A 17777-nucleotide genomic window follows, 5' to 3' on the forward strand; every position below is an offset into this window, starting at 1 on the left:
ATGCCGCGGCTGTTTTGGAAGTTTTTCACGATAATCTGGCTGACGCTTGCCGCGGTTGTCGTGGTCACAATCCTGTTCGTCAATGCCTTCCTGACACCTCCCTTCGTTCCGCAACTGGAGCATCAGAAGCGCCAACTCGTTCTCGACCTGGCGCAAAACGTGCTTGCAAGGGATGGCGAAGACGCAGCGGCGCATTTTGTCGGCACGAGCGAAGATACGGCACCGCTTGGCCTCACGATTTCCAGGGTCGCGGACTCCGGCGCTTGCCCTGACCAGAATACAATTGAGACAAGAGCCGTCTTGAAAGACGGCGTCTGTTACCGGATCTCCGTCTCCGAACAATCCGGCGTCATTCTTGAGAGACTTGCCCAGTTGATGCCCTGGCTCGCTATCATGGTCTCAAGCGCAATAGCGGCGGCGGCACTTGCCCGATATCTCATCCGTCCCGTCGTGCACCTTCGCGACGGGTTGAGCGCGCTAGCCCACGGTCGTTTCGATGTTCGCATCGGTGACAGGATGGCGGGCCGCAGGGACGAAGTCACCGCACTCGCGCATGATTTCGATGCCACCGCCACGCGACTGCAGGAGCTCCAGGATACACAGCAGCGGCTCTTTCACGACGTGTCTCACGAACTGCGTTCGCCTTTGTCGCGGCTACAGGCCGTTGTGGGCGTGCTACGGCAAAATCCGACGAAACTCGAAGCCATGCTGGACCGCATGGACCGGGAAGTCGAACGGCTCGATGCGCTGGTCGGAGAAGTCCTGACACTCGCAAGGCTGACAATGAAATCGGGCCTTCCGCTGCAAACGCAGATGTTGGACGTGGTAGATCTCCTGAACGAAATCCTGGGGGATGCAGCGTTCGAGGCACAGGCAAGGGAGGTCTCTATCACGACGAGTGTCGACGGCGTTTTCCTAGCCGAGATCGAAGGTGAACTGATCTACCGCGCATTTGAAAACGTCGTCCGAAACGCCGTCAAATACACGGCCAAGTTTTCTCAAATATCCGTGCTTTGCGAGATGACAGACGATCTCCTGACGGTTCGCGTCGTGGATCAGGGACCAGGCGTCGGGCGAGACGAACTCGAACGGATCTTCCAGCCGTTCTCGCGCGGCAGCCACGCGATGCCGAGAGGCGGGTATGGTCTCGGCCTTGCGATCACGAGGCAGGCGGTCGAGCGTCACGGCGGGCGTGCCTTCGCTTCGCTTCCACATGGGGGCGGCCTGGCCATTACCCTGGAGGTCCCTCGCAAGCCGACCGGGCATGGCCTGGAAGGCAAGCTTGCAAGGAGCGCTTAAGAGCCCCTTTCCACATGGAATCATCAGTTGAAGGCCGGACAAGCCGCGAAGCCTTTCAAGTTTTACCCAACTTTACACTTCCTTTACGGCCATTAACGCTGGCATCGCTAAAGCTGAACCCAAGATCCCTGTTCAGAAGATTGGCAAATGACCTTCAGGTTCCAGCTACGTGAAACGTGCGCGCGGGCGACGCTCTGTATCGCCCTATGCGTATCGATTGCTTCTTGCGCCAGCGTTCCCCTTCGTCAGGGGACGTCGCTTGGTTCCTATGAAGGAATGGCAAAGTCGGGCGGCACGCAGACGAAGGCAAAGCTGCGCGTGGACTCGGGATCAGTCCTTACCGCAAAGACGGTACGTATCATGCCAACCTCGGCACAGACCGTCGGCACCTTCGATCCCAAGGATCTGGCGCTGGTCGACAACGCGATCGATCGATCGCTTTGCACAAGCCTCAGCGATCGCTTCAAGGTCGTGGCTGCGGACCAACCGGCGGACCTCGTGGTCCATGCAACGATCACCGATATCGTGGCGACAAACAAGCTGGCCGCGGCGACATCCACCGTCGCCTCGCTCGGCGCTTCGGTGGTGTCCGTCCCAATGCCGCGGCTCCCGATCGGCCTCGGCGGGATGGCCATCGAAGCCGAGGCGGTCGGCCAGGACGGATCACAGAAGGCGGCCATGTTGTGGTCGCGCGGCGCGAACATGCTCACGACAAAGGCCCGGGTATCCACGGTCGGCGATGCCTATTCACTCTCTTCCGCCTTTGGTTCCGACTTCGGCCGCATGCTGGTCAAGGGCCAGGATCCGTTCAAGGAGACGGTGGTGATGCCGTCCATGCAAAAGATTAAGGCATCGCTTGGCGGCAATCCAAAATACGAGGCCTGCAAGGCATTTGGATCGGCCCCCGGCATCAAAGGCGCCGTCGCTGGTCAGCTCGGGCTGCCGCCGGGCTGGACCGACAAGGGTGCGGCAGCCCGCCAGTAGAAACCACGGCGCCGGCCGAGGCAGCACCCGCGCCTCTACCGTCCTGTCCACTCACCCGCGGCAACTGCTCGCCGCACTTCCGAAATCAGCCAGGAGACCGAAATGAAGATGAAACTACTCGCGGCAGCAACGTCAGTGCCGCTGCTTGCCTCAGGCGCATCGTTTGCCGCACAGGAACAGGCTTTCCTGGCTCCGCAGAAGGCTGCCGCCATACTGGCCGACGGCTCTCCGTGGTCGGCCGATACGCCTGATGGCAAGACGCTCAAATTCACCCTCAAGAAGGATGGCACCGGAAGCATACGCGGCCCCATGCCGTTCACGCTTTCCATCACCTGGACGGTCCGGGGCGACGCGATGTGCATCACCGGGAAGATGGGCACCAAGTGCCTTCGGTTTCGCGACGTCCCCAGAGGGCTTCAGGGTTGGGACGGCGACAAGCCTGACCTGAAATTCAGCCGCTGAAGGCTTCAGGTCTCACTGACCTTCAACTCCAAACGATTCGCTTCTCATTGAAGCCGAACAGGAATGCCGCCGTTCATAATACCGCCACCGCCCCCCACCGCTATCCGAATATCGGCCCCAATGTCGGAACGTCCCTCACGACACGAGGACTGGTGCGCGGACCGCTATCAGGGCGGCATCGGCCCAGGGGCGACGTAGCGTCCTTGACCAACACCTCACACTTGCAAAGCCACAACTGTCGAGATCCGACCCTATGACCATCGTCTCTGCCTGCAGAAAAGCTTCGTCCCTTCGAACCGGGGCAATCAAGGTTGCGATCTGCCTCTTGAGCACCTCGACCTTCACTGGATGTGTCGTCGGGCCGGACTACCAGCAACCGGCACTGACGATGCCTGCAACCTGGGACGGCCAGAAGGCCGCCAAGCCGGCCGGGCCGGCGCAGTTGTCGAAATGGTGGGAGCGACTGCGCGACCCGGAACTCAACGCGCTTGTCGAGGAAGCAGTTGCCGGCAATCTCGATGTTGCCACCGGAAAAGCCAGGGTCCGCGAAGCAAGGGCGAGCTACCGCCAAAGCGCAGGAACATTGTTCCCGTCTGTCGACGGCTCGGCGTCCGTAACACGCACCAAGGCGAACGCAATCTCATCGGCCGGCACCACCAGCGATGCGTACAGTCAGTACCAATCCGGCTTCGACGCCAGCTGGGAGTTGGACCTGTTCGGCGCCAACCGCAAGGCCGTCGAGGTCGCTCGCTACGGGGTGGACGCGGCCCAGGAGGAACTGCGGTCGACCTTGCTGACATTGGTCGGCGATGTCGTGTCCAATTATGCGCAGGCGCGCGGCTATCAGGCGCGCGTCGCGCTCGCCCGGCGTTCGGCAGCCTCGGAGAAGGAGACCGCCGAGCTGACCCGCGCGGTGGCTGCAGCCGGTACAGCGACGGCGGCGGACGTCGCCAAGGCGACCGGACAGGCCAGCAGCACGGAGGCCGCCATCCCCACGCTGGAAGCGAGCTATGCCGAAGCCGTGCATCGCCTTTCGGTGCTCACCGGCCGGCCGCCGGCGGCGCTCGACGAGCGGTTGAAGCGCGGCGCGCCAATCCCGGCGCCGCGCCTGCCGATCCCTGCGGGTATTCCGGCCGACATCTTGCTTGCCCGGCCGGATGTGCGCATGGCCGAGCGGCAGTACGCGCAGTATACGGCCAAGATAGGCCAGGCTGAAGCGGCGCGCTATCCTTCGGTCAGCCTGACAGGGAATATCAGCACGACAGCCTACAAGCTTGGCGATATCGGCAAGAACTCCACGGTCGGCTGGTCGTTCGGGCCGACGCTCAGTGTGCCGCTCTTCGATGCCGGCCAGCTCAAGGCCGCGATCGATGTCGCCAAGGCCCAGCGCGACCAGTATTTCGTCGCCTACCAGGCCTCCGTGCTGAGCGCGCTGGAGAACGTCGAAAACGCGCTCGTCTCCCTGGCGCAGGAGCGCATCCGGAGCGGCAAGCTCGCCGCCTCGGCAAAAGCCTACAGCGAGGCGGCCGGGCTGGAGCGCACGCTCTACAAGGGCGGCGAGACAAACCTTCTCGACGTGCTTGACGCTGAACGGTCGGCCTATTCGGCCGAGGACACGCTGCTGCAAAGCCGCGTCCTGATCGCGACCGATTATATCGCCCTCAACAAGGCGTTGGGCGGTGGCTGGGATGGCACGATCGACAGCGCCAAGCCCGAAATCGTCGACTTCAAGCAAGGTCCAAGGTTGGCGGCGCAAGCAGCGACACAATGAACGACCTTGATCGCCAACTCTCCGTTTCATGATGTCCTTGAGGCAACGAGATGTCCCAAATTTACGACCTTGTATCCGCTCTGGTGCGGCGCATCTACGAAAGACGTATCGACGCGCCGGCGATCCTCGATACTACCACCGACTTTCCCAACGCGACAAAATTCACGGCCGCCTGGCAGGCGATCCGCAGTGAAGCGCTTGCCGTGCACCTGGGCAAGGTGCCTCGCTTTCACGATATCATGCCGGAGCAAGCCGAGATCTCGGCCAATGACGGTCTTGATTGGCGAATGTTCGTACTCAAAGCCTACGACATTGCAGTGTCCGAAAACCTTGCGCGAATGCCCGTCCTTGCCCGGCTGCTTGCCGAATGCCCCGAGGTGAAGTCGGCGGCGATTTCGTTCCTCGCCCCGCGAAAGCACATTCCCAGCCATCGCGGACCCTTTAGGGGCATAATGCGATTTCATCTTGGCTTGGCCATTCCGCGACAGGCGGATGGCCGCCCGGCGACTGTCATGAGGATCAACCATCAAGAGAAGCGGATCGCCGATGGAGAGTGCATGCTATGGGATGACACCTTTCCTCATGAGGTTACAAATCATGCCGATCAGGCTCGTGTCGCCCTGCTTCTGGATGTCTGGCGCCCAAGGATGCCGCCGGACATGGAGCTTCTCTCTCGGCTGATCGTCCGCGGAGTGCAGGTCGGGATGCGCCGTAGAGGCGTGTCCTTCACCGGTTGAGCTGCGTCGGGAGCGATCGTACCGCAAGCCCCAGAGTAACCCGAATCCTCGCTTCGGCGGACCAGCCACACGGCCACCCCCTGGCCGCGCGCAACCCGCCGGATGACGCAGCCGAACCGGAGGTCTGCTTCTCTGCACGGCAGACACTTCTCGCCACCGCCTTCCCCGCAATGGCGACAACTCCGGCCGGCTGCGCCGGCCGGCCGGGTCATACCCAATCACCGGCCGGCCGGTGTTCTTTAGAAGCGGCAAGCACGTTCGTCGCTTCCGCTCAAATCGAGCACCGGGATTCGCGATGATGTGGGAAACCTTGATGATACCGCGGCGACTAGTGTCTTTCGGCGTTGGCTCTGGCGGTCGGCCGCCACACTCACCGCGTGCCGCCAGCCCCGCCCATTAATTACCCGCAGATGAGCTCTGCTCAACCGCAGCAACGAATCCTGAACTCGCAAGTCGTTGGGTGGGGGAGCAAAATCCTGCTCCAGCGAGATTCTTGGCTTTGAGGCAGGCATGACGCGCCTTTGTCGAAGCAATCTGTGTCTCATATGGCAACAGACGCCGCGCAAGGCTCATGGCCGATCTGCCGATCGAACGCTGATACCGGCGAACTGCTGTAGCGCAACTCGCTTTGTCTTATAGATGACTGTCGCTTCAATTTCCCGCCGCCGGTCTGCCAAATGGGCAACCAGATGATATCTAGACCAATCTGCGAAAGACGTTCACGGACAATTAGTAGACATCAATTAACATGGCGGCGATCTTAGCTCATTGCTTGCAAAATTGTTTTGCTCGGCAGGCGGAATTGGAGAACGCTACTTGGTCGCGGAATCGTCAGTAGCCGCTGTGGAGACAGCCGGTCAGACGCATCTGGCCGCGCTATCGCAGCTGGCCGTTGCCTCCTATGAAACCCTGGAGCGCGAGCTCAGGGCCACGATTGCCGTGCTCGAAGCCCAGGCACGACGCTTCGAGATGGCAATCGACAATATCCCGCAAGGCATTTGCTTTTTCGACGTCGATGAGCGGCTGATCCTGTGCAACCGCCGCTACGTCCAAATATACGGCATCGCGCCTGACAAGCTGCAGGCGGGCATTACACTTGCCGACGTCGTCGAACAACTGCTCGCTGCGGGAACATCCGCGATGGACGGCCCGGCCTATCTGGCTTTCGCCCGCTCGATCAGTTCCAGCACCGGGCCGAGGATCTGGATCGCCGAACTCAAGGACGGTCGCATCATCCAGGTTGGCCGTCAGCCGATTCCCGGCGGGGGCTGGGTGTCGACACATGAGGACGTCACCGAACTCGCCGCCAGCCGTGTGATGGTCAGCGAACGCGTTTCGCTGCAGGCGCTGATCGACTGGGTTCCCGACTATCTATGGGTCAAGGATTCCGAAAGCCGCTTCGTCGTGGCCAACAGGGCCCTCGCCGCGGACCATGGCAGGCAGGACCCGAGCGAGATGATCGGCCTCAACGACTTCGACCTGCACGCGCCCGAACTCGCACGGGTGTTCCGTGCCAACGAGCAGGACCTGCTGCGCAGCGGTCAGCCGATTGTCGACAAGGAGGAATTCATCGTCGATGCTTCGGGGACCGGCAAATGGCTGTCATCGACGAAAGTACCCCTGCGAAACGCCGAGGACGAAATTTTCGGCCTGGTTGGCATCGCCCGCGACATCACGGCGCGCAAGCAAGCGGACGATCTGCGGCATGGACAGGCGCATATCCTGGAGATGATCGCGACAAGTGCGCCGCTTCCCGAGGTGCTCGAACGTCTGATGCGCCTCATCGAGTCGCAACTGAGCGGTATAGTCGGCTCGGTGCTGCTGCTCGACAAGGACGGCACTCATCTGCACCACGGTGCGGCGCCCAGCTTGGCGAGGGAGTACACCCACGCCATCGACGGCACCCGCATCGGCCCCAAGGTCGGCTCCTGCGGCACCGCCGCCTATCGGCGCGAGCCTGTCATCGTCACCGATATTGTGAGCGATCCCCTATGGGAGGATTTTCGCGATCTGGTGAGGCCCTATGGCTACCGTTCCTGCTGGTCGACGCCGATCCTGTCGCATACCGGCGTGGTGCTCGGCGTCTTTGCCATGTATTCGAAGACGGTGCGCGAGCCGACAAAGGCCGAGAGCAATCTCATCGATTTCACCACCCGCATCGCCGGCATCGCCATCGAGCGCAAGCTTGCCGAAGACCGTATCCATTTCATGGCCAACCACGACACGCTGACCGGGCTGCCCAACCGCGCCCTGCTCGGCGACAGGCTCTCGCAGGCCATCCTCTATGCCCAGCGCTACGGCCGCTGGGTGAGCGTGGTGTTCATCGATCTGGACAATTTCAAGCTTGTCAACGATACGCTCGGTCACAACGCCGGAGACATGCTGTTGAAGGCCGTCGCCAGCCGCATGGTCGAATGCGTCAGGGCGACCGATACCGTCGTGCGGCTAGGCGGCGACGAATTCGTCGTCGTCCTCTTCGACCAGGATCCGAATGTCGACCTCATTGCCGCGACTTTGCAGAAGATCCGGACGGCAATCGCCGAGCCCGTTTGCCTGGGTGAGCATCACATCAGGGCAACGGTCAGTATGGGCGTCGCTAATTACCCCGATGACGGCGCCACGACGGATGTGCTGCTGGCCAACGCCGATGCCGCTATGTACCGCGCCAAGGAGCTCGGCCGCGACAATTTCCAGTTCTATGCGCCCGAATTCAACGCGACGGCCCAGGAGAAATTCCTGCTGCAGGAGGAGTTGCGCAACGCGCTGGCGCGCGCCGAGTTCACACTGCTCTATCAGCCGCAGGTCGATCTTCGCTCCGGCAACGTCTTTGCCGTCGAGGCGCTGATCCGCTGGAACCATCCGAGCCTCGGACTGATCGCGCCGATGAAGTTTATCCCAATGGCCGAGGAGACCGGCCTGATCGTGCCGATCGGCAACTGGGTGCTGCACGAAGCCTGCAGACAGAACAAGGCCTGGCAGGACGCAGGCCTGCCGCCGCTGGTGGTGTGCGTGAACGTATCGGCAAGGCAGTTCAAGGAAAAGAATCTGATCGGCCACGTGGTCGATGCGCTGACGGACAGCGGCCTGGAGGCGAAATACCTCGAACTCGAACTGACCGAGAGCCTGATCATGCAGAATGTCGAGATGGCAGTGGCGACGATGAACCAACTGCAGAGCCTTGGCGTGCAGATCTCGATCGACGATTTCGGCACCGGCTATTCCAGCCTCAGCGCACTGAAGACCTTTCCGGTGGCGCGGCTGAAGATCGATAAATCCTTCATCAACGATCTCGCTACCGATGAGAACGACCAGGCCGTCGCCAGCGCCGTGATCTCGCTTGGACAGAAGCTCAATCTGCGTGTAATCGCGGAAGGCGTCGAAACAGACAATCAGATAGCGTTCCTGCGCAAAAATAACTGTGACGAGATGCAGGGCTATCATTTCAGTAAGCCGGTCTCCGCCAATGGGATCGCGAGACTGCTCGACAAGGAGCAAGGTGGTCACACTTCGCCAGAATGAGATCCATTGGCGAAGCCGCCTATTTGCCGTACCTCTCTTCCAGCGCGTTGGCGAAGCGCTCGCAAAGCAGTTCTCCGGTCGCCGCAGTTAAGTGAAGGCGCAGGCGGCTCCCTTGGAGATCCACCAAAGTCATGACAATTCCTCGATCGGAATATCCGGCCTCCTCAAGGACGTCGGTGACAACGAAATCCTGTATCTCACGGGCCCGCTGTGTATCTTTCGGCATCATTGTTTCCAGCATCGAACTGATCGTGGGCAGAAGCCTCCGTCAGTCTGTCAGACTTGCGACTGCCTAAATTAGCAGATCAGCCAACCACCCGTCGATACATTAGTGATAACTAATTGTCTTTGATCGTTACGGACAAGTAAGAGCTCCGAAGATCCCTGCACCAAAAAGTGTGGAGGAGAGGACGATCTTGCTAGCTCACGTGCTAAGAACTATCGGCATCTAGGATATAATTCAGGTGCATCGGCACGGGAAATGACAGTGCGACATTCGGGAGCAAGAACCAACCCACAGAAATATTTTGTTGGTATTTCTGTTGGCTAGCATCGCCACCTTGCCAGTCGCAACCATCTGAAAAGAAGGAGAATTTCTTTCTTTTTTAATTCCGCTTCTGGCACCATCATTTAAAAAAGAAAATCAAGTGCTTGTGGAGTGATCCCCTGATCGCTCTCGTACCGCATGCGCGTGTTGCAGGCGCATGCGCGTGTCGTCGCTTAGGTTTTCTTGTCGCCATTGGGGTTTGGTGCCGGCGCCTCTCGCACGTCTCGCGGTGGCGGATCGACATGCTCAAGCTCTGACGGTGCTTCCTCGTCCGGCCGACTGACGGGCGGCTGCGGGCCGGGGTTCGGCTGTGGTTCCTTGATCTTGGCTGGCATATCCAGTTAACCGGAATCCATGGGTCCTTGTTCCCTTTTGCCTTAAAAGAACCCGGAGGCCGAAGCCGCCGAGCCAAAACGTGTCACGGTGAAACAAGCAGATCACAGGTTTGCGATAGTCGGGATGAATGGTGGTCCGAAAAGCGTTTCAATTTTAGTCGCCGGGTGCTCACAAGACCCCGAGCACTCAAAATCAAACGCGTTTGGGAGAAGGATCATGAAACATCTCCTCATTCCGATGATGGCAGGCTTGCTCATAGGTTCCACCGGCATGGCCTTGGCCACAAATGTCCACACGGTGACGGGCACGACAGGTCAGCCCGGCCAAACCATCGGAACTCCTCAAACAGGAAGCGCGACCCCTGGGCACGCCAGCTCTGCTCCGGGCTCAGCCTTCAACCCGGATGGAAATGCTGGAACGCATTACGCTGGCACCCAGCCACAAAACTCGAAAAATCCGAAGAGCGTATCTCAGTACGACGTGGCCGGCTTCCAGCAGTCCCATAATCATTAGGTGACAGCACGGTGCGCGGAACAACAGGCCCGGCCGCCGAAGCAGCCGGGCCGACGCATCCGCCAAGTTTGACGCCACTTGTCGGCGTGGTCCAGGCGTCGGGGAATTCGTCACCACCACGCAAAAATGCGGCGAATCTGCTGCCCCCGAACGTTTTCTAACCCTCTGATTTCGGATTTTATCGGGATTAGGCCCTTTCCTTCGGCTTGGTGGGGGCTGTTACAAAGGTCGATAGACGGAACGACTTTGCTCTCGCCGTGCGTCTGGTAGATTCAATTTGCTTGGTGATCCACCAACCCTAGGGCAAACTTCCCGCGGGGCTGCAGGAGGTGAAATGAAAGCACGCGCAGCAACGCTTGGGGATCTCGAGGATGTCTTCCATGGCCTGTCCAAGCGGATGTCGGACGAGTACGCGGCGGCCGGCAAGGACAGCAAGATCGCCTACGACAATCTGATGATGAACTTGAAGGAAGGCCGGGCGCATGCGCTGGTCGAGGACGAGAAGGCCGTGGCGATCATCGCCTGGCATGAAAACAGCGATGCCGCCGATACGCTGTTTGCCGCGCAGGAGGATTTCTTCCGCGCCTCGACCGTCCGTTTCTGCAAGCGGCATATCAGGCACATCCAGGCGCTCGCCGGCAACCTTCCCATCCACTCGCGCAGCTGGCTGCAGGGGCCTGACGTCGCCAGATGGTTCGGCATCATCGGCTATGTCGAACGCGGTCAGGAAAACGGCGCCAATCTGTTCGAACTGCCGCCGGCCCGCCTCGGCTAAGGAACCCTGGCTGGCGGTAGGTGTTCCTCCTTGCCGCGAACGCCGACTGTATCTCGCCATCGCCCGCGCAAATCGGGTCACCGTATTCGCCTCCAATCGCTTTAACTCGGCGGCCTTGCGAATTGCACACTCGGCCGCCTTATGGACTGCCTCAGCAAGCGGCTTGCGCAGGGCGAGATTTGGCGGGATGTTGCTGGAGGGCAACCGGGGCCAAACCGGCAGGCCGAGATCGATATGGCTGCTGTAAAATGTCGCGAGCTTGCTTCGCCTTTCTTACCTTTGTTGCCTTGCTGACGCCGGTAGAGGCAAGCGAGCGTATGTCTCATCTGTTTGACCGCTCCAACCTGCCGGTCGCCTATTTTCGCGAATCGGATCTTGTGACCGCATACACGACTGCAATGGCGCGCTTCCGTCTGCAGCTCGCAGGGCGTGCCGGCGAAACCAATCTTGCGATCCCTCTCGAACCATTGCTTTTGCGGGCGGAATTCCGTGCGCGGACATGGCGCTCGGCGGACGGCAGCTTGTTGCAAGGCTTCGCCGGCAAGGGCGGCTTCCGGTTGACTATCGGTAACTGCCTGGCGCGTATTTGCGCAGCCAGCGAATGCAGCGATGCCGGTTGGCCGGTTTACGCCTGCAGCGACGGACGCAAGCGCAAGATGTCCGTCACAGATTTTGTGACGGCAAGATTTGATGGCATCCCCTATCGTCGACTGAGCGCCTCCCCTTCACAGGAATGATGGCGCGAGGTGCCTCTTACCGAGGCAGGTGTTCAGCAAGGGGGGTATTCCTTTGCCGCACCGCGAAAGCCGCCTGTACCGCGCGGTTAACCGTCGCCGGCAGGGATCGGAGGCCACAAACCCAAGAAGGCAGGTGACGCGATCCGGCAACAGCTCCAGAAATCCGTCAGCAAACCATCCCCGAAAGGGCCTGAAGGCGGTGCAGGGCGCATCCGCCACAGCGCGATCGGGTTGCGCTCGGCAGGCGTTGATGGTTTGTTGCCGGTCAGCGGAGAACCAGTGATGCGAGAATCCATGGGTCAAGACGAATACGGGTCTTTCGATCCGGACGATCTGCCGAATCTGAATGCAATCGGGCCAGCCATGGGCAGCGGCAACGACTTCGAGAAATACGCGGTCGCCGTGATCATCGTGTTCGGCGCCCTGATCATCGGCGGGCTGATGGCCGCGTCGATGACTTTCGGCCATCGCAACGGTTTCCTGTTCGCTCTGGGCGGTGCCACGTCGGCCTGGATATCGGGAAACGCGCTGCTGCTCGACCGGCCACGCATCTATGCGCTGTTCGTCGGCATCGCCGCCTTGATGCTGATTGCATCGACCATCACGCTGGTGACCTGATGGTTCCTGCCAGGCCATGAGACGGAGCCCGGTCCCGAAGGGCGGAATCCGGCCTCGTCCGGCAAGGAACAGGCTTGCGGCCTGTCAATATCCAAGCGCTTCGCCCGATGCCGCGCGGCTGTCGATGGCGCCATTGTAGCGCGCGCCGCCCCCCTTCTCGATTTCCGCCAGGCTCTTGCCGCCAACGAGAATGCCCGCCGCCTGGCCCCAGCTCTGGTCAGCGAGATCGAGGTGATAGCCCATCCCGGCCAACAGCCTTTCTGTATCGGGCGAAAGGCCGAACGGCTCGATGTAGACAGTGTCGGGCAGCCACTGGTGATGGATACGCGGCGCGTCGATCGCCTCCTGGATGTTCATGCCGTGGTCGATCACGTTGACGATCGCTTCCAGCGTGATGGTGATGATACGCGAGCCGCCGGGGCTGCCGATGACCATGAACGGCTTGCCATCCTTGGCCACCACGGTCGGGCTCATCGAGGATAGCGGCGTCTTCTTCGGCTGGATGGCGTTGGCTTCGCCCTGGACGAGGCCATAGAGGTTGGGCACGCCGGGTTTCTGAGTGAAGTCGTCCATCTCGTTGTTGAGCAGGATGCCGGTGCCGTCGGCGACAACGCCGGCGCCGAACGAGCCGTTCAGCGTGTAGGTGACCGCGACCGCGTTGCCGTCCTTGTCGATGATCGAATAGTGGGTCGTTTCCTTGCTCTCGCCAAAGCCCTTCGGCATCAGGTCTTGCGACACGCCGGCGCGGAACGGATCGATCTTGTCGCGGATGTCCTTGGCATAGGCTTTATCCAGCAGCTTGGAGACCGGGTTGTCGACGAAATCGGGATCGCCGAGCGCAGAATTGCGGTCGACATAGGCATGGCGCATCGCCTCGACCATGACATGGACGGTCTCGGCCGAGCCGGCGCCGAGATAGGACAGCGGATAGCCTTCCAGCACGTTGAGGATTTCGCAGATGATGACGCCGCCCGAGCTCGGCGGCGGCGAAGAGATGATCTCGTAGCCGCGATAGGAGCAGGTGACGGGTTTCAGCTCGCGCACTGAATATTGCTCGAAATCGCCCTTGGCAAGAATGCCGCCCTTGGCGCCGCTCGCCTTGACGATCGCATCGGCGATGGCGCCTTTGTAGAAGGCATCGGGACCTCTCTCGGAAATGGCCGAGAGCGACGCGGCAAGGTCGGGCTGAACCAGTTTCTCGCCGATGCCATAGGGCTTGCCGTCCGGTTTCAGGAAGGCGGCGGCCGCCGCTGGGTCCTTCGCCAATCTTTCAGCGCTGCCGGCGAATGAGGCCGCATCGCCCTGGTTGAGGACGAACCCGTCCTTGGCGTAGGCGATTGCCGGGGCCATCAGGTCCTGCCTGGACAAGGTGCCGTATTTCTCGCGTGCCATCTCGAAACCGGCCACGGAACCGGGTATGCCGACCGCCAGATAGCCGTCGAGGCTGGCGCCCTTCACCGGGTTGCCGTCCTTGTCGAGATACATGGTCTTGGTCGCGGCAAGCGGCGCTCGCTCGCGGAAATCGAGGAAAATCGATTTGCCGTCCTTGAAGCGGATGGTCATGAAGCCGCCGCCGCCGATATTGCCGGCATTGGGGTAGACGACGGCCAAGGCATAGCCGACGGCGACCGCGGCATCGACGGCGTTGCCACCCTTTTTCAGAACCTCTACGCCGACTTCAGAGGCCAGATGCTGGGCCGTGACGACCATACCGTTCTCGCCCTTAGCCGGTGCTGGAGAGGCAGCAAAAACGGCCGTCAGGGGCCCAAGGGCGAAGGTCAGCGAAAGGCTGGCGGCGATCAGTGTGCGACGGGTGAAATGCATGGCAGGTCTCCGGGCGGGGACACCTAGAAAACCCTCTCGGAGAGACCGAGTCCATTCACAAAATGGGCTCCCACGAAGCACGTCGTGAGGGGAACATCCTCAGTCGAAACCCGCCTCAGACAATCCCACCCGAGCCACCGGCAACCGCCGGCCGTTCCGCCGCGACCTTGGCCCGGTAGCCCGCCGCCCGGTAGGCAGCGATCGGATCGATGGCGCCGCCGGTCTTGAGCCGCGCCATGGCCAGGATCGGCTCGACATCTGTGCGGTAAGCCGCCTTCAGCGCCTGCGTCGCCATCAGCGCGTCATTGCCATCCTGAAAACCTTCGAGCGCCTTGCGGTCGACCAGCAGCGCCTGCGCATAGGCGCGCTGCACCTCGACCGCCGACAGCATCAGGCTTTCGATGGGGTCAGTGACGTTGTGGCTCTGGTCGAGCATATGGGCGGGATCAAAGCCCTCGGCGCCGGAAAGCTCGGCATCGACCAGCTCATTGAAGACCAGGAACAGCCGGTAGGGGTCGATGGAGCCTGCGTCGAGGTCGTCGTCGCCATATTTCGAATCGTTGAAGTGGAAGCCGCCGAGCTTTTTGAACTGGATAAGCCGCGACACGATCATCTCGATGTTGACGTTGGGCGCGTGATGGCCGAGGTCGACGAGGCAGAACGCCTTGTCGCCGAGCTCCTTGGCGATGATATAATTGGTGCCCCAGTCCTGGACGACTGTGGAATAGAAGGCGGGCTCGTACATCTTGTGTTCGGTGAAGAGCTTCCAGTCGTCCGGCAGCCCGGCATAGACCTCCCGCATGGCGTCGAGATAGCGCTCGAATGCCTTGGCGAAATTGACCTGGCCGGGGAAGTTGGAGCCGTCGCCGATCCAGACCGTCAGCGCCCTGGAGCCCAGCGTCTTGCCGATTTCGATGCATTCGAGATTGTGCTCGATTGCCTGGCGACGCGTGCCGGCATCGGCATGCGACAGCGAGCCGAACTTGTAGGACAGCGTCTGGTCCTTCGCATCGGAGAAGGTATTGGAGTTCATCGCATCGAAACCGAGACCGAAGCGGGAGGCCGCCTGTTTCAGCCGGTTCGGATCGGCCTTGTCCCATGGAATGTGCAGCGAGACGGTCGGGGTCGCCTGCGTCAACTGCTTGATGACGGCGCAATCCTCGATCTTGTCGAAGATATCGCGCGGCTCGCCGGCGCCGGGAAAGCGCGCAAAGCGCGTACCGCCGGTGCCGACGCCCCAGGAGGGAATCGCGACGGCGAATTTCTCGACCTTGTCGCGGATGGCATCGATGGCGATGCCGCGCCGGTCGAGGCGCTCGCCGAGTGAGGCGTAATCGCGCTCGAGGTTGGCTTTGTGCGCGGCGTTGTCCTTGTCGACGACGCCGGCGGAAATGATGGATTCGGACACTGCTATTCCTCCCAAAATGCGTTCCGTCAGCGCTGCCCCTCATCCGGCCCTTCGGGCCACCTTCTCCCCGTATAGGGACGGGGAGAAGGGAAGCGCTTCGACGTTAGCTCAGCGTGTAAAACTTTGCGCGTTGCCGGCGTCGACATTGATGATGTTGCCGGTCGACTTGGCCGACATGTCGGAGGCTAGGAAATAGATCGCCTCGGCGATGTCCTCCGGGAAGACCGAGCGCTTCAGCATCGAGCGCGAGCGATAATGCTCTTCGAGGTCGTCGGTCGACATCTTGTAGGCGGCGGCGCGTTGTTCCTTCCACTCGCCGGTCCAGATTTTCGAGCCGCGCAGCACCGCGTCCGGGTTGACGACATTGACGCGGATCTGGGCTTCCGCGCCCTCCAGCGCGAGACAGCGCGCGAGATGGATCTCGGCCGCCTTGGCGGTGCAATAGGCAGCGGCGTTGGGTGACGCGGCGAGACCATTCTTGGAAGCGACGAAGACGACGTTGCCGCCGATCTTCTGCACCCGAAACAGCCGGAATGCTTCTCGCGAGACCAGGAAATAGCCGGTCGACAGGATGTCCATGTTCTTGTTCCACAGCGCCAGCGTCGTCTCCTCGATCGGTGCCGAGGACGCGAGGCCGGCATTGGAGACCAGGATGTCGATGCCGCCGAACTCAACCGCCGTCTCGGCAAAGCCGGCGACGACCTGATCCTCGGAGGTGACGTTGATCAACACCGGCCGGACGAAATCCTTGCCATAGGCTTTTGCCAGTTCCTCATTGGCGCCGGCGAGAGCCGTCTCATCGATATCGGCCAGCACCACGCAGGCGCCCTCACGCAGCAGGCGGCTGGCTGTGGCCCGGCCGATGCCGCCGGCGCCGCCGGTGACCAGCGCGATCTGGCCGGCGAGAGACTTCGGCTTCGGCATGCGCTGCAGCTTCAGGTCCTCGAGCAGCCAGTACTCGATGTCGAAAGCCTCCTGTGGGGGCAGGCCGACATAGGACGAGACGGTGGACGCGCCGCGCATGACGTTGATGGCGTTGACGTAGAATTCGCCCGAAATGCGAGCCGTCGCCTTGTCGCCGGCGAAGGTGAACATGCCGACGCCGGGCATAAGGTAGACCACGGCATTGGGGTCGCGGATGGCCGGCGAATCCGCATGCTTGCAGCTGTCGTAATAGGCCTGGTAGCCGACGCGATATTCGGCAACATCATCAGCGAGCCGCGCGATGACGGCATCGACATCAGGCTTTGCCGGATCGAACTCAATGACCAGCGGCCGGATCTTGGTGCGCAGAAAATGATCGGGGCACGAGGTGCCTAGTGCGGCCAGCAGCCGCAAATCCTTGGAGTTGACGAATTCGAGTACGGCGGCGGAGTCGTCGAAATGGCCGAGCTTGTGGCTCTTTTCCGAGATCAGGCCGCGAATCCTGGGCATCAGCTTGGCGGCGATCGCACGACGGGCAGTGGCGTCGAGCGACCTTACCACCTCGCCACCGAAGATCGCCACGCCTTCCGACCGGCGCTCGAACCATTCGATCGCCTGGTTGATCACAGAAATCGTCGTCTCGTAGCACTCCTTGGGGGTGTCACCCCAGGTGAACAGGCCGTGGCTTTCGAGGATGACGCCCTTCGCGGTGGGATGTTCGAGGCAGAATTTCTCCAGCCACAGGCCAAGTTCGAAGCCCGGCCGTTTCCATGGCAGCCAGCCAATGGCATCGCCGAAGATTTCATTGGTCAGCGCCCTGGAATCCTTCGCCGCGGCAATCGCGATGATGGCATCGGGATGCATGTGGTCGACGAAAGGCTTCGGCACATAGGCATGCAGCGGCGTGTCGATCGAGGCCGCGCGTGGATTGAGGTTGAAGGTGCAGTGGGGTAGATAGCCCACCATCTCGTCCTCGTGCTCGACACCGCGATAAAGCCCCTTCAGCGCCCGCAGCTTGTCCATGTAGAGGGTGGCGAAGCCGTCAAGCTTGATCGAGGCGCTGTCGCCGCCCGAGCCTTTCACCCAAAGCACCTCCACATTCTCGCCGGTGAGCGGATCCTTCTGCCATATCTTCGAAGATGTGTTGCCGCCGCCATAATTGGTGACGCGCTTGTCGGAGCCGAGCGTATTCGAGCGGTAGACCAGAAGTTCGGGCTCGCTCATCCCCTTCGCCTTCACATCATCCCACAGATTGGCGAGGCGCGAGCCGGAGCGCTTGTCGAGCATAGGTAAATCCTCCCTTGGAGTGCGAACGATGCGCTC

General features: G+C 61.2%; 14 protein-coding genes. 10 read left to right on the forward strand and 4 right to left on the reverse strand.

Annotated elements, in window-relative coordinates:
• From C7I87_RS11710 to C7I87_RS11735, 6 genes are all read left to right on the forward strand, one after another.
• Positions 1-1299: a HAMP domain-containing sensor histidine kinase gene (locus C7I87_RS11710; protein ID WP_149904354.1), complete on the forward strand. Its 1299-nt coding sequence runs from the start codon at positions 1-3 to the stop codon at positions 1297-1299.
• Between the two features lie 147 nt (positions 1300-1446).
• Positions 1447-2283, forward strand: a complete 837-nt coding sequence (locus C7I87_RS11715) for a DUF3313 domain-containing protein (protein WP_149904355.1) — start codon at positions 1447-1449, stop codon at positions 2281-2283.
• A 102-nt stretch (positions 2284-2385) separates the two neighbouring features.
• Complete coding sequence (locus tag C7I87_RS11720) at positions 2386-2745, forward strand: hypothetical protein (RefSeq protein WP_149904356.1); 360 nt, start codon at positions 2386-2388, stop codon at positions 2743-2745.
• A gap of 253 nt (positions 2746-2998) precedes the next feature.
• Positions 2999-4516, forward strand: a complete 1518-nt coding sequence (locus tag C7I87_RS11725) for an efflux transporter outer membrane subunit (RefSeq protein WP_149904357.1) — start codon at positions 2999-3001, stop codon at positions 4514-4516.
• A gap of 83 nt (positions 4517-4599) precedes the next feature.
• Positions 4600-5253 (forward strand): aspartyl/asparaginyl beta-hydroxylase domain-containing protein, encoded by a 654-nt coding sequence (locus C7I87_RS11730; RefSeq protein ID WP_246696258.1) that lies wholly within the window; start codon positions 4600-4602, stop codon positions 5251-5253.
• A gap of 816 nt (positions 5254-6069) precedes the next feature.
• Positions 6070-8772: an EAL domain-containing protein gene (locus C7I87_RS11735; RefSeq protein WP_210250629.1), complete on the forward strand. Its 2703-nt coding sequence runs from the start codon at positions 6070-6072 to the stop codon at positions 8770-8772.
• 19 nt (positions 8773-8791) lie between these two features.
• Here the strand turns inward: C7I87_RS11735 and C7I87_RS11740 are convergent, their stop codons facing one another.
• Complete coding sequence (locus C7I87_RS11740) at positions 8792-9013, reverse strand: hypothetical protein (protein ID WP_149904359.1); 222 nt, start codon at positions 9011-9013, stop codon at positions 8792-8794.
• An 858-nt stretch (positions 9014-9871) separates the two neighbouring features.
• Here C7I87_RS11740 and C7I87_RS11745 point away from each other — a divergent pair.
• From C7I87_RS11745 to C7I87_RS11760, 4 genes are all read left to right on the forward strand, one after another.
• Complete coding sequence (locus C7I87_RS11745; RefSeq protein WP_149904360.1) at positions 9872-10168, forward strand: adenylate cyclase; 297 nt, start codon at positions 9872-9874, stop codon at positions 10166-10168.
• 334 nt (positions 10169-10502) lie between these two features.
• Positions 10503-10943, forward strand: coding sequence for a hypothetical protein (locus tag C7I87_RS11750; protein WP_149904361.1), 441 nt, complete (start codon positions 10503-10505; stop codon positions 10941-10943).
• A 248-nt stretch (positions 10944-11191) separates the two neighbouring features.
• Positions 11192-11680, forward strand: a complete 489-nt coding sequence (locus C7I87_RS11755; protein ID WP_246696259.1) for a hypothetical protein — start codon at positions 11192-11194, stop codon at positions 11678-11680.
• Between the two features lie 282 nt (positions 11681-11962).
• Entirely contained in the window at positions 11963-12298 is a 336-nt protein-coding gene (locus C7I87_RS11760; RefSeq protein ID WP_149904362.1) for a hypothetical protein, read from the forward strand.
• An 84-nt stretch (positions 12299-12382) separates the two neighbouring features.
• On the opposite strand, the gene ggt is transcribed toward C7I87_RS11760, so the two are convergent.
• From ggt to C7I87_RS11775, 3 genes are all read right to left on the reverse strand, one after another.
• Positions 12383-14122, reverse strand: a complete 1740-nt coding sequence (ggt, locus tag C7I87_RS11765; RefSeq protein ID WP_149904363.1) for a gamma-glutamyltransferase — start codon at positions 14120-14122, stop codon at positions 12383-12385.
• 115 nt (positions 14123-14237) lie between these two features.
• Complete coding sequence (gene rhaI / locus C7I87_RS11770) at positions 14238-15530, reverse strand: L-rhamnose catabolism isomerase (protein WP_149904364.1); 1293 nt, start codon at positions 15528-15530, stop codon at positions 14238-14240.
• Between the two features lie 108 nt (positions 15531-15638).
• Positions 15639-17741 (reverse strand): bifunctional rhamnulose-1-phosphate aldolase/short-chain dehydrogenase, encoded by a 2103-nt coding sequence (locus C7I87_RS11775; RefSeq protein WP_149904365.1) that lies wholly within the window; start codon positions 17739-17741, stop codon positions 15639-15641.
• Positions 17742-17777 lie beyond the last annotated feature (36 nt).

The organism is Mesorhizobium sp. SARCC-RB16n (assembly GCF_008520305.1).
In the GTDB taxonomy this organism is placed as follows: Bacteria; Pseudomonadota; Alphaproteobacteria; order Rhizobiales; family Rhizobiaceae; genus Mesorhizobium.

What these genes read in the sequence shown, in the direction of transcription:
- C7I87_RS11775 (WP_149904365.1), bottom strand. Translation starts at nt 17,741, where the DNA reads ATGCTCGACAAGCGCTCCGGCTCGCGCCTCGCCAATCTGTGGGATGAT.
- C7I87_RS11760 (WP_149904362.1), top strand. Translation starts at nt 11,963, where the DNA reads ATGCGAGAATCCATGGGTCAAGACGAATACGGGTCTTTCGATCCGGAC.
- C7I87_RS11755 (WP_246696259.1), top strand. Translation starts at nt 11,192, where the DNA reads ATGTCGCGAGCTTGCTTCGCCTTTCTTACCTTTGTTGCCTTGCTGACG.
- C7I87_RS11745 (WP_149904360.1), top strand. Translation starts at nt 9,872, where the DNA reads ATGAAACATCTCCTCATTCCGATGATGGCAGGCTTGCTCATAGGTTCC.
- C7I87_RS11740 (WP_149904359.1), bottom strand. Translation starts at nt 9,013, where the DNA reads ATGCTGGAAACAATGATGCCGAAAGATACACAGCGGGCCCGTGAGATA.
- C7I87_RS11715 (WP_149904355.1), top strand. Translation starts at nt 1,447, where the DNA reads ATGACCTTCAGGTTCCAGCTACGTGAAACGTGCGCGCGGGCGACGCTC.
- C7I87_RS11750 (WP_149904361.1), top strand. Translation starts at nt 10,503, where the DNA reads ATGAAAGCACGCGCAGCAACGCTTGGGGATCTCGAGGATGTCTTCCAT.
- C7I87_RS11710 (WP_149904354.1), top strand. Translation starts at nt 1, where the DNA reads ATGCCGCGGCTGTTTTGGAAGTTTTTCACGATAATCTGGCTGACGCTT.
- ggt (WP_149904363.1), bottom strand. Translation starts at nt 14,122, where the DNA reads ATGCATTTCACCCGTCGCACACTGATCGCCGCCAGCCTTTCGCTGACC.
- C7I87_RS11720 (WP_149904356.1), top strand. Translation starts at nt 2,386, where the DNA reads ATGAAGATGAAACTACTCGCGGCAGCAACGTCAGTGCCGCTGCTTGCC.
- C7I87_RS11725 (WP_149904357.1), top strand. Translation starts at nt 2,999, where the DNA reads ATGACCATCGTCTCTGCCTGCAGAAAAGCTTCGTCCCTTCGAACCGGG.